General features: G+C 70.1%; 11 protein-coding genes. 3 read left to right on the top strand and 8 right to left on the bottom strand.

The genetic code is table 11. The features are described 5' to 3' along the window. Together B0W88_RS24500 and B0W88_RS24495 are read right to left on the bottom strand one after the other, a co-directional pair. The coding region (locus tag B0W88_RS24500; protein WP_233151830.1) for a glycoside hydrolase family 18 protein at nt 1-968 on the bottom strand (968 nt) is incomplete at its 3' end. 70 nt (nt 969-1,038) lie between these two features. Continuing rightward, nucleotides 1,039-1,674, bottom strand: a complete 636-nt coding sequence (locus B0W88_RS24495; RefSeq protein WP_144006940.1) for a hypothetical protein — start codon at nt 1,672-1,674, stop codon at nt 1,039-1,041. Nucleotides 1,675-1,704: 30 nt separating this feature from the next. Here B0W88_RS24495 and B0W88_RS24490 point away from each other — a divergent pair, with 30 nt between their 5' ends. After that, entirely contained in the window at nt 1,705-2,322 is a 618-nt protein-coding gene (locus B0W88_RS24490; protein ID WP_077037232.1) for a flavin reductase family protein, read from the top strand. Here the strand turns inward: B0W88_RS24490 and B0W88_RS24485 are convergent. The 4 genes from B0W88_RS24485 to B0W88_RS24470 are packed head-to-tail and all read right to left on the bottom strand — an operon-like array spanning nt 2,316 to nt 5,488. After that, nucleotides 2,316-2,969: a hypothetical protein gene (locus B0W88_RS24485; protein WP_077037231.1), complete on the bottom strand. Its 654-nt coding sequence runs from the start codon at nt 2,967-2,969 to the stop codon at nt 2,316-2,318. The two genes, B0W88_RS24490 and B0W88_RS24485, sit on opposite strands and share 7 nt — an antisense overlap. Then, entirely contained in the window at nt 2,954-3,847 is an 894-nt protein-coding gene (locus B0W88_RS24480) for an EamA family transporter (RefSeq protein WP_077037230.1), read from the bottom strand. The genes B0W88_RS24485 and B0W88_RS24480 overlap by 16 nt, the downstream gene beginning before the upstream one ends. After that, a complete protein-coding gene (locus B0W88_RS24475; protein ID WP_077037234.1) occupies nt 3,844-4,959 on the bottom strand; it encodes a diguanylate cyclase in 1,116 nt (371 codons plus the stop codon). The genes B0W88_RS24480 and B0W88_RS24475 overlap by 4 nt, the downstream gene beginning before the upstream one ends. A gap of 4 nt (nt 4,960-4,963) precedes the next feature. Continuing rightward, nucleotides 4,964-5,488, bottom strand: a complete 525-nt coding sequence (locus B0W88_RS24470; RefSeq protein WP_077037229.1) for an Lrp/AsnC family transcriptional regulator — start codon at nt 5,486-5,488, stop codon at nt 4,964-4,966. Between the two features lie 232 nt (nt 5,489-5,720). Here B0W88_RS24470 and B0W88_RS24465 point away from each other — a divergent pair, with 232 nt between their 5' ends. Beyond that, nucleotides 5,721-9,284, top strand: coding sequence for an indolepyruvate ferredoxin oxidoreductase family protein (locus tag B0W88_RS24465; RefSeq protein WP_077037228.1), 3,564 nt, complete (start codon nt 5,721-5,723; stop codon nt 9,282-9,284). 163 nt (nt 9,285-9,447) lie between these two features. Continuing rightward, on the top strand, nt 9,448-9,801 hold the full coding sequence (locus tag B0W88_RS24460; protein WP_077037227.1) for a DUF4410 domain-containing protein: 354 nt from the start codon (nt 9,448-9,450) through the stop codon (nt 9,799-9,801). 15 nt (nt 9,802-9,816) lie between these two features. On the opposite strand, the gene B0W88_RS24455 is transcribed toward B0W88_RS24460, so the two are convergent. After that, nucleotides 9,817-11,025, bottom strand: coding sequence for an OmpA family protein (locus B0W88_RS24455; RefSeq protein ID WP_144006938.1), 1,209 nt, complete (start codon nt 11,023-11,025; stop codon nt 9,817-9,819). Further along, the coding region (locus B0W88_RS24450) for an ExeA family protein (RefSeq protein WP_158080935.1) at nt 11,022-12,196 on the bottom strand (1,175 nt) is incomplete at its 5' end. The genes B0W88_RS24450 and B0W88_RS24455, both read right to left, overlap by 4 nt.

The following is a 12,196-nucleotide window of genomic DNA, read 5'->3' as shown; positions in this document are numbered from 1 at the left end:
GAGCCGTCGCCACCGGGGGGAAAGACCTGACCCCGCGGCTGGCCGGTGGCCGGCCGGGCCACGCCCGCGAAACCGCGCCCGTACATCGCCACGCCGGCCACCAGCTTGGAGGCCGGCACACCGGCGGCAACGAAGTTGCGCACCGCGCTGTCCACGCTGTCGTCGGCGCCCGGGGCGCTGGGCATCAGGCCGGTGTGGTTGCCGATGGTGTCGGTCCAGGGCCCGTAGAAGTCGTAGCTCATCATGAAGACGAGATCCAGTGCGTGGGCCGCCTGGCGGAAGTTGATGCGGCCGACGATGGCCCTGGCCGGGTTCACCGCCGTGGTGACGAGATAGCGCCGGCCGGTCTCGCGGCCGAGCGCATCGACCGCCTCGCGCAGCGCGTCCATCAGCTCGGCATAGCCCTGGCCGTCGGCCGGATCGCCGAGCTTCGTGCCGTTGGCGGCGCCGTTGTCGCCCGGGTGCTCCCAGTCGATGTCCACGCCGTCGAAACCCGGATGCTCGCGCAGGAAACGCTGCACCGAGGCCGCGAACACGGCGCGGCGCGCGGGGTCGTTGGCGATGTGGAAGAAGGGGTCGGAGCCGCCCCAGCCGCCCACCGAGGCGAGCACCTTGACCTGCGGCAGGCGCTGCTGCTTCAGGCGCTGAAAGGCGGCGTCGAACTCGGCCTCCTTCGGCCCGGCGGCGAGCGTGAAGTCGGGCTGGCCGGTACAGGCGGCGGCGTCCTTCTCGAGCTGACCGGGGCCGCAGATGCGCGCGAAGGCATAGAGCAGGTGGCTGACGCTGCCGGGCTGCAGGCGATCCAGCAGCGCAGCCGGCTCCCAGCTCGGCACGTAGACGCCGACGACCTTGGCCTGCGGCGCGCGCTCGAAGGCCAGCGGCTTCGCGGCGAAGAGATCCGGCGGCGCGGCGTGCGCAACGGAAGCAAGCAGGAGCGCGCCGGAAGCGCAGGCGAGCAGATGACGCATGGATTGGACGTTATGTTTCGGCAGCGGCGCAGCCTATCACCGGGCCGGTACGGCGCGGTTACCAAAAGGGTCAGGGTGCCAGCGTCACCCGCAGCTGCAGCTCGCGGCTCGATTGCGGCTCCGCATCGCGGCTGCTGGTGACGCCGCGCTCGGGTGCGCGGGCCGGCGCCCCCGTGCGGGCCACCGTGATCCATTCGCCCAGCGGCACCTGCACATGGCTCAGCACCTGCTCCTCGCCGCCGCCCTCGGCCTCCTCGCGAGGCCGCATCGCCTTCAGCTCCACCTCCACCGGCCGCTTGCCGCCGGCCCAGCGCGGCGTGACGACGAAGCCGCGGCTGCGCTCGACGACGCTGGTGCGCGGCGCGGCGTAGACCTTGGGCTGGCCGCCCTGCTGCGTGGGCATCTCCACCGCGTAGTCCAGCCACTGCGTGGTCTGCGGCTCGGTGAGCGTGATGCTGGCGGACTTGCCGTTCATCACGACCAGCCGCTGCGCCGGCGGCGCGGACGCGCGTGCGGTGCTGATCGTGACGCCACCGGGCCGGGGCGACACCGAGCCCGCCGTGCCGACCACATAGCCGCCATCGCGCACACCGGCCATCGCCGCGCCGCTGACGGCGGATTCCGTCCAGCGCAGTTCCACCTGCAGGTTCTGCGCCGCCTGCGCCATCAGCGGCGCCAGCACAATGAGGCCGATCAGGAATCTCATGCCGGCCAGCATACGCTGAGCCTCGCCGTTATGGACATGCCGACCCACTTCTACGAACCCCGCCTGGGCCACGGCCTGCCGCACGATCCGTTCAATGCCATCGTCGGCCCGCGCCCGATCGGCTGGATCGCCAGCCGCGACCCGGCCAGCGGCGTGCTGAACCTGGCGCCCTACAGTTTCTTCAACGCCTTCAACTACACGCCGCCGATCATCGGCTTCGCCAGCCTCGGCGAGAAGGACACGCTGCGCAACTGCCGCGCCGGCGGCGAGTTCGTCTGGAACCTGGCGACGCGCGAGCTGGCGGGGGCGATGAACGCCAGCTGCGCCGCGGTGCCGCCGGAGGTGGACGAGTTCGCGCTGGCGGGACTCGCGACGGCGCCCTCGCGCGTCGTCGGCGTGCCACGGGTGGCGGCCAGCCCGGTCAGCTTCGAGTGCCGGGTCACGCAGATCATCCAGCTGCAGTCGGCGGCGGGCGAGCAGGTGGACAGCTGGCTGACGCTGGGCGAGGTGGTCGGCGTGCATATCGACCGGCGCCTGCTGGTGGAGGGGCGCTACGACACCGCCGCCGCCCGGCCCATCCTGCGCGGCGGCGGGCCGGCCGACTACTTCGAGCTGGGCGAACGTTTCCGGATGCGCCGGCCTCAGTGAGCGTTGCCGTTGGCCGCCTGGCAGCGCTGGATGTCGCAGGCCGTCGGCAGTTCCGAGCGGTACTCGGGCACGGACTTGAGCAGGCTCATGCTGCGTGCGCTGCAGCGGTGGCCCTTGCCGTCGTCGTAGTAGCTCATCACGTCCACGCAGCGGCGCGAGTGCGCCATCAGGCCCAGCAGATGGCCCATCTCGTGGGAGACCACCATCTGCAGCGTCTGAGTGGCCGGGTACTTCGGATTGCGTTCACGCAGCAGCCTGAAGGCCGCCGGCCCCAGCGACAAGGTACGCGCCCCGACGTCGGCCTGGCCGAAGTCACCGCGGGCGCCGGCATCGTTCCATTGCACGCGCACGAGCCCCGGACTCGGCGGCGCGCTCGCCACCCGCTGCACCGGCACGCCGCAGGGCGCCCAGGCCGCCGCGGCGCGGTCCAGCGCGGCAGTGACCTGCCCGGCCGTGATCCAGGGCGGCGCGCCGGCATGGTCGTAGACCAGCAGCAGCTGCGGCGCGACGGCGCGCTGGTCGCGGCCGTCGCCCCAGGTGCGGATCTCGCCGACGAGGCAGCTGGCGATCTCGGCCTCGCGCGAGATCTGTCCGGCGGCGTGCATCGGGCCGGCCAGCAGCACGAGGACGATCAGCCAGCGCGCCATTGCCGGATCCGCGGCCACAAGAGATTCAGCGCCAGCCCGCTGAGCACCAGCAGGGCCGCGACCACCTTCCACATCGGCAGCGACTCGCCCAGCATCAGCGCCGCGCTGCTCATGCCGAACACCGGCACCAGCAGCGCCATCGGCACGACGGTGGCCGCCGGATGGCGCGACAGCAGCCAGCCCCAGACGCCATAGCCGAACAGCGCATTGCCGACCGACTGCCACAGCACCGCGGCCCAGGTGGCCAGATCGGCCGACTGCAGCCCCTGCCCCATCCGCGCCGGCCCCTCGACCAGCAGCGACAGCAGCAGCAGCGGCGGCACCGCGAACAGGCTGCTCCAGACGACGTAGGCCAGCATGTTCACCGCTCCGGCCCGCTTGCCGACGATGTTCCCGCAGGCCCAGCAGAAGGCCGCGGCCAGCACCATCGCCAGGCCCAGCGGCGTGGTGGAGCCGTCCGTGTGGGCGACGATCACGCCCAGGCCCGCGGCGGCCAGCGCCAGCGCCAGCCACTGGAAGCCGCGCACCTTCTCGTGCGCCAGCTTCATCGCCAGCAGCAGCGTGAAGAAGACCTGGGTCTGGATCACCAGCGAGGCCAGGCCCGGCGAGATCTGGCTCTGCATCGCGATGTAGAGCAGCGCAAACTGGCCGGCGCCGATCAGCAGGCCGTAGGCGGCCAGGTTGCCCCAGGGCACGGCCGGGCGCTTCAGGAAGAAGGCCGCGGGCAGGAAGGCCAGCGAGAAGCGCAGCGCCGCGAACAGCAGCGGTGGCAGGTGGGCCAGCGCCACCTTGATGACGACGAAGTTGCTGCCCCAGATAGCAACGACGGCCAGCGCCAGCAGGAAGTGGCGCAGCGGGAGTTGATGCTGAGGGTTCATGCGCCGATCACGCGATTGCGGCCTTGCGCCTTCGCTTCGTAGAGCAGCTTGTCGGCGCGCTCCAGCGTGTCATTGAGGCTGTCGCCGGTGCGGTGCTCGGTGAGCCCGGCGGAAACGGTGATGTGCAAGACCTGACCCTCTTCGTTCAACGGAATCTCCAGTGCCGCCACCTTCTCGCGCAGGCGCTCCATGCCGGCCAGCGCGGCCGGCATGCGGGTCTCGGCCAGCATCACGACGAACTCCTCGCCGCCCCAGCGGGCCAGCACGTCGGCCGTGCGGATCGCCTGCTGGGCGGCCTCGGCGAAGGCCTGCAGCGCGGCGTCGCCGGCGCCGTGGCCATGGGTGTCGTTGATGCGCTTGAAGTGGTCGATGTCCAGCAGCGCCAGGCAGTAGCCGCGGCCACTGCGCAGCGAGCGCTGGGTCTCCTGCTCCAGCACGGTCTGCATGTGGCGGCGGTTCAGGAGGCCGGTGAGGTCGTCGCGCGTGGCCATCGCCTGGATCAGCGTCAGCGCCTGGGTCAGGTCGGCTTTCTGGTCGACCAGGCGGCGGCGGATGCGGCTGAGCCGCCCGGCCAGCACCGAGACCGCCGGCAGCGTCAGCATCAGCATCATGAAATGGCCCAGCTCGACGGCGGGCCGGTAGACCTCGGGCCGGCGCCAGGCCATCAGGCCCATCGAAAGGCCGAAGGCCAGCAGCGCGTAGGCGCCCAGCCCCAGCGTGGCCCGCGCCTGCAACTGGAACATGCCGAACATCATCACGATCATCAGCATCGGCAGCGCGATCGCGCGCATTTCGCCGCCCAGGCCGTAGCCCCAGGCCGAGGAGGCGATCGAGAAGACGATCTGCGGCAGCGTCAGCGAGGGGTCGGCGAAGCGCAGCGACCAGCCGGTGCGGATCGCCAGGAAGGCGGCAACGAGGCCGCCCAGCGAGATCACGGACCAGACCAGCATCACCGGCCGCAGGCCGCCGTGGTCCACCCAGCCCGCGTAGAACATGAAGCCGACGCTGACGACCATCAGCAGCACGGCCAGGCCGGTCTGCGTCGTCCGGACGCGCAGCGCGGGCTCCTGGCCCAGCAGCAGGTCGGACAGTTGGCCTCGGGGCTCGGTCATCAAGCTAGCGTACCGCAGGCTGGAGGTGGCCCAAGGGAAGCGCCGCGCCCGCCTTCACCTCGCCGAGCGAGAAGCTGGTGTGGATGTCCTTGACGTTGGGCAGGTTCAAGAGCGTGTCGATCGAGAAGCGCGAGAAGGCGTCGAGGTCGGTCGACATCACCTGCAATTCAAACGTACCCGCGCCCGAGATGTAGTGGCAGGCGATCACCTCCGGCAGCTGGCGGATCGCCTCTTCCAGCGCCCGCGTCGCGCTGCCGGCGCTGCGCTCGGCGTCCACCCGCACGAAGGCCAGCACGCCCAGGCCCACCTTGCGCCGGTCGATCTCGGCCCGATATCCGGTGATGTAGCCCTGCTCCTCCAGCCAGCGCACGCGGCGCCAGGTGGGCGCGGCGGAGAGTCCGATGCGCGCGGCCAGCTCGGCATTGGACAGGCGCGCCTCGCGCTGCAGCTCGCCCAGGATGGCGATGTGATAACGGTCCAGGCCTTCGTCCGGCCCGAGGTCTTCGGCGGGGGTGCTGGATTTGCTCATGGTTTTCCCTGGATCGCGTGTTTCAGAAAGCAACGCGACGATTTTATTCATTGAAAGCAAGATCCTTGCTTCAATGTGCGTCGTGGAGCGAAATTAGAAAGGACCGATCGCGGACATTTCCCTACACTTTCGCGACGGCACATAACCCTGTGCCTCAGCAGCAGCCAGCGGCCACGGCGCCACAAGCGCTCGTCGGTTTCCGCACGCCACATCCACAGGAGTCTCCCCGCCCATGAACGCCCCCCTGCCCGAACACATCCTGCGCTCGCTCGAGAAGGTCTCGCTCGACGACAAATACGCGCTCGATGCCGGCCGCGCCTTCATGAGCGGCGTCCAGGCCCTGGTGCGGTTGCCGATGCTGCAGCGCACCCGCGACGCGATCGCCGGCCTGAACACCGCCGGCTTCATCAGCGGCTACCGCGGCTCCCCGCTGGGCGGCTACGACCAGGCGCTGATGGCCGCCAAGAAGCACCTGGCCAAGCAGAACATCGTGTTCCAGCCGGGCGTCAACGAAGAGCTCGGCGCCACCGCCGTCTGGGGCTCGCAGCAGCTCGACCTGTTCCCCGAGAAGAACAAGTTCGACGGCGTCTTCGGCATGTGGTACGGCAAGGGTCCGGGCGTGGACCGCTGCATCGACGTGTTCAAGCACGCCAACATGGCCGGCACCGCCAAGCACGGCGGCGTGATCGCCATCGCCGGCGACGACCACATCGCCAAGAGCTCCACCGCCGCCCACCAGAGCGACCACGTCTTCAAGGCCGTCGGCTTCCCGGTGTTCTTCCCGAGCAGCGTCCAGGACATCCTCGACATGGGCCTGCACGCCTTCGCGATGAGCCGCTACTCGGGCCTGTGGTCGGCCCTGAAGACGATCCAGGAGATCGTCGAATCGTCGGCCTCGGTCAGCGTGGACCCGGATCGCGTCAACATCATCCTGCCGGAAGACTTCCAGATGCCGCCGGGCGGCCTGCACATCCGCTGGCCCGATCCGCCGCTGGACCAGGAAGCGCGGATGATGGACTTCAAGTGGTACGCGGCGCTGGCCTACATCCGCGCCAACAAGCTGAACTACAACGTTATTTCCACTGACCAGGACCGCTTCGGCATCATGGCCAGTGGCAAGGCCTGGAACGACACCCGCCAGGCGCTGCACGACCTGGGCCTGGACGACGACACCTGCCGCCGCCTGGGCATCCGGCTGCACAAGGTCAACGTCGTGTGGCCGCTGGAGGCCACGATCACGCGCGACTTCGCGACGGGTCTCAAGGAGATCCTGGTCGTCGAGGAAAAGCGCCAGATGATCGAATACCAGCTCAAGGAAGAGCTGTACGGCTGGCGGCCGGACGTGCGCCCCAACGTGCTGGGCAAGTTCGACGAGACCGACGGCGACAACAGCGGCGGCGAGTGGAGCCTGCCCAACCCGAGCAAGAACTGGCTGCTGCGTCCGCAGGCCGACCTGACGCCGGCCATCATCGCCCGCGCCATCGCCAAGCGCCTGAAGAAGCTGGGCGTGGACAGCGACGTGCAGGCCCGCCTGGACGCGCGCATCGCCATCATCGACGCCAAGGAAAACGCACTGAAGGCCGAGGCGCAAACGGCCGGCGGCGCCGACCGCACGCCCTGGTTCTGCTCCGGCTGCCCGCACAACACCTCGACCCGCGTGCCCGAGGGCTCGCGCGCCGTCGGCGGCATCGGCTGCCACTACATGGTGACCTGGATGCCGGGCCGCAACACGGCCACCTTCACGCAGATGGGCGGCGAGGGCGTGCCCTGGGTCGGCCAGAGCGCCTTCACGAACGAGAAGCACATCTTCTCGAACCTGGGCGACGGCACCTACTTCCACAGCGGCATCCTGGCGATCCGCCAGAGCATCGCCGCCGGCGTCAACATCACCTACAAGATCCTCTACAACGACGCGGTCGCGATGACCGGCGGCCAGCAGGTGGGCGAGCGCCCCGAGGGCCACAGCGTCACGCAGATCATGAACAGCGTGATCAGCGAGGGCGTGGCCAAGCTGGTGATCGTCACCGACGAGCCGAGCAAGTACACCGGCCGCGCGCTGGCCCCGGGCGTCACCGTGCACCACCGCGACGAGCTGGACGCGATCCAGCGCCAGTTCCGCGAGATCCCCGGCACCACCGCCATCATCTACGACCAGACCTGCGCCACCGAGAAGCGCCGCCGCCGCAAGCGCGGCAAGCTGGTCGACCCGGCCAAGCGCGTCGTCATCAACGAGCTGGTCTGCGAAGGCTGCGGCGATTGCTCGGTGCAGTCCAACTGCCTGTCGATCGAGCCGCTGGAGACCGACTTCGGCCGCAAGCGCCAGATCAACCAGAACACCTGCAACAAGGACTACTCCTGCGTGAAGGGCTTCTGCCCGAGCTTCGTCACCGTCGAGGGCGGCGAGCTGAAGAAGCCGAAGAAGGACAAGCGGGTCAGCCCCTTCGACGGCACGCTGCCGGCGATTCCCGAGCCGGTCGTGCCTGATGCAAGCAAGGCCTGGGGCATCGTCGTCGCCGGCGTCGGCGGCACCGGCGTCATCACGATCGGCCAGCTGCTGGGCATGGCGGCCCACCTCGAGGGCAAGGGCGTGATCACGCAGGACGCCGCGGGCCTCGCGCAGAAGGGCGGCTCGACCTGGAGCCACATCCAGATCGCCAACCGCGCGGACGACATCTACTGCACCAAGGTCGGCACGGCCGAGGCGGATCTCGTCATCGCCTGCGACTCGATCGTCGCCGCCAACAAGTCGACGCTGGCCGTGATGCGCGAAGGCCGCACCTTCGTCGCGCTGAACACGCACGGCTCGCCGACGGCGACGCTGGTGAACGACGCCAACTGGAGCTTCCCGGGCGGCGCCTGCGAGGCCGCGGTGGCCAAGGCCGTCGGCCAGGGCCACTTCGGCATGTTCGACGCCGAGGAAGTGGCCGTGAAGCTGCTGGGCGACTCGCTCTACACCAACCCGCTGATGCTCGGCTACGCCTGGCAGCAGGGCCGCGTGCCGCTCTCCTACGCCGCGCTGATGCGCGCGATCGAGCTGAACAACGTCCAGATCGACAACAACAAGGCCGCCTTCGAATGGGGCCGCCGCTGCGCCCATGACCTGGCCGCGGTGCAGGCGCTGTACGCCACCCGCCAGGTGATCAACATCGTCAAGCGCCCGGGCGTGGACGAGGTCGTCGCCAAGCGCGTGGAGTTCCTGACCGGCTACCAGAACAAGGCCTATGCGGCCGAGTACCAGGCCTTCGTGGACAAGGTGCGCGCGGCCGAGGCCAAGCTGGGCGCGGGCACGCGCCTCTCCGAAGCGGTGGCCCGCTACCTGTTCAAGGTGATGGCCTACAAGGACGAGTACGAGGTCGCCCGCCTGCACACCGACAAGAGCTTCACCGACAAGATCGCCGCGCAGTTCGAGGGCGAGTACAAGCTGGTCCACCACCTGGCCCCGCCACTGCTCGCCAAGAAGAACGAGAAGGGCGAGCTGGTCAAGCAGCAGATGGGTTCGTGGATCCGCCCGGCCTTCGGCCTGCTGGCCAAGATGAAGGGCCTGCGCGGCACGGCCTTGGACGTCTTCGGCCACACCGAGGAGCGCAAGATGGAGCGCGCGCTGATCGGCCAGTACAAGGCGGCGATCGACGAGATCCTCGCCAAGGGCCTGAGCACCGGGCGCCTCGCGCTGGCGGTGGACATCGCCCGGATCCCGGAAGAGATCCGCGGCTACGGCCATGTGAAGCATCGCCACTGGGTGGCGGCGAAGGCGAAGTGGGACGGGCTGATGGCGCAGTGGCGCGCCGCTGCGTAAGCACCGGCCGAAGTCCGAAGCCCGCAGCGCGAAAGCCCTGCGGGCTTTCTCATTGCGGGTCCGCACGGGGACGCACGATGCCGCTGCGCCGATAGCATGCGCTGGCCATCCTGTTTCTTCGGAGCCATGTTCATGCATAGCTGCGAGGCTCGGCAGCAAGGAATTGCCGAAACTGGTCCTGAGCTGGAACTGTGGCGACTGCGAGCACAACGACAAGGTGCTGCCCCTGATCGAGCAGGAGTACGCCAAGCAGGCGCAGGCAGCGGGCCTCGTGATCTCGGAGGCCGAGACCGCCGAAGTCAGCGTCACGGAATTCCGGCAACGCAGTCCGGGCCTGCGGGTGATGTTCGGGTTCATGGCCGGCAAGGATGTCCTGCGGACCAAGGTGCGCTGCCGTGACACCTCGTTTGCCGCGGGCGACTACATGGCCAACGCCTGGCAGGGCATGAACGCGCTATGCGCCAACGTCGCGCAGCAGACCGTTCACCACCTCACGTCCGCACTGCTCGCACGCTGAGCCCAGGACGGGTGCTCAGCCTTCAGGGCACCCGACGACGCGGAACTCCACGCGCCGGTCGATCGCATCCCGCGCATCGTCGGTCCCGCTGCCGACGATGTTCTCGGACCAACCCTTGCCTTCCACCGCGATGCGCCGGTCCAGCGCCGGCGCGTCCAGTTGCAGCAGCTCGCGCACGCGCTTGCTGCGGGCCAGCGAGAGCTCCTGGTTGAAGGTTTCGGCGCCGGTGTGGCTGGTGTGGCCGACGACGTTCAGGCAGGCGGCGGCCGAGGCGGCCGACTGGTTGGCGATGACCCGCAGCCAGTCGCCGTACGCGCCGCGGATCTCGGGATCGGCGAGGAACTCGGTCTGCCCCGGCACGAACAGCAGCTTGATGCCCAGCGTGCGGCTGCCGAGGCCCTCGGCCACCAGCGTCCTGAAGGCCTCCATCGCCTCGGGCCTGCGGCCCAGCTTCATCAGGCTCAGGTACTGGCCGTTGTAGGCGCGGATCGCGTTGACGCCGGGCATGGCCGCTGCCCGCTCGAACAGGGCCAGCGCGCCCTTGTAGTCGCCCGACACATAGGCGTCCTGGGCCTGCGACAGCAGCGTGGCGGCCGCGGCGCTCTGCAGGCCCGAGCCGTCCAGCGAGGCGCCCTTGTCGCTGCCGAACATCCGTGCGCCCGCCTCGGCGCGCTCGGCGGACTCGGTGATCAGCACCGGGCTTTCCGCGTCGAAGGCCGCCGGGAAGGCGTCGGCCGCCGTGCCGCGCAGCTGGCCCTGGGCGCGGGCCAGCACCTGGCCGGTCTTCGCATCCAGCAGCAGCAGGGTCAGGGCTTGCGTGCCGCCCGGAGGCAGGGCCGGCGCCAGCTGGCCGGTCAGCAGCAGCGCCGCCTGTCCCGCCGCATCGACAGGCAGCAGGCGGCCGTCGGCCGCCGTGTCGGCCGCCAGGCGCTGGGCCACGACCTGGCGCGCGCGGGCCGAGGCCAGCGTCTGCGGCAGCGCATAGCCCGCAATGACGGCACCGCCGGCCGGCAGGTTGACGAAATCGCCCAGCGCCACCGGTTGCGGCGGCAGGCGCGACTGGTTGTCGGAACGGCGGGCGCGCCAGTGGGCCAGCAGCTGGTCGGTGGTGGCGGCCACGTCCTGCTCGAGCTGGCTGATCGGCGCCACATGGGCCGGCGGCGTCGACATGCAGGCAGCCAGCGGAAGCACCAGCAACAACGGCAACAAGGACTTGAAATTCATCGGCATAGGGTCTCCAGAGTGCGTTTCTGCTTCGGGTTCAAGGGTTCGCCCAGCGAGAGCTGGGTCAGCACCGCGGCGCATTCGCGCGCGTGGGCATCGGGTAGCGGCGACGAGGGCGGCTGAGCGCGGATGACGCGGGGCGCTGCCGGCGCGGCCTCCGTGATCACCTCGCGCCGGGGATGGGTCGGCGGCTCTGCCGTCGCCGCTGCCGGCACGGCCTCGGCCGGCTGCTGCGCCGATGGCGCTTCCCCCGGGCGCCACAGTGCGAAGGCCAGGCCGGCCAGCAGCGGTGCGGCCAGCAGGTACCGCAGGTGCTGCAGGCTCGAAGAAGGCGCCGGAGCCGCCATCACGGCCGCCGGCCTGGCCTGCGGCAGCAGCGGCCGCCGCAGGCGCACCAGGCCCAGCGCGTCCCCCTGAGCGGCCACCTGACCGGCATCGATCGGCCGCCCGTCCTCGCTCAGCAGCGCCTGATGCAGCAGTTCGCGGCACAGCATGTTGATGCGGCCCGGGATGCCGCGGGCGAGCGCATCGATCTCCACCAGCGCGCCGGCCGTGAAGGCGGGCAGCCCCTCGCTCTTGCAGCGGGCCAGACGATCCCTGATGAAGGCCTCGGACTCGCGCGGGCCGAAGGCACCCATCTCGAAGCGCGGATGGAAGTCCGCCGCGATCGGGGCCAGGTCCGCAGCCTGCAGCCGCGACATCAGTCCACCCGAGCCGACCAGCAGGATCGCCAGCAAGACCTGACCCCCGACCAGCCCGTGCACCAGCCGCAAGGCCTCGGCGGACAGGCCCTGGGCGTCGTCGATCACCAGCAGGCTGCCCTCGCCGCGGCGGCCTCGTTCAGCCAGCGCGGCCGCGAGGCTCTCGCGTGGCCGGGCGGTGCCGAGACCGAAGGCATGGGCGATGGCGCGCAGCAGGTCTTCGCCGGCCATCGTCGAGAAGCGCAGCTGCGCCGCATGCACCCACGGCCGCGGCAGTCGCTGCAGCAGCACCGAGACCAGCAGCGACTTGCCGGAGCCGCTCTCGCCGCTCAGCACGCGCAGCCCGCCCTCGCCCCCTTGCAGGCTCGCGCGCAGGCGCAGCCTCAGCATCTCGGCGGCCACGGTGGGAAAGTACAGCGCAGGGTCGGGGCGGGGATCGAAGACCTGGCCGATCTCGAACAGTTGCAGGG

This window comes from Pelomonas sp. KK5 (assembly GCF_001984095.1).
In the GTDB taxonomy this organism is placed as follows: domain Bacteria; phylum Pseudomonadota; class Gammaproteobacteria; order Burkholderiales; family Burkholderiaceae_C; genus KK5.
The sequence above is the reverse complement of the archived record's forward strand: the minus strand, read 5'-3'. Positions and strand labels throughout refer to the sequence as shown.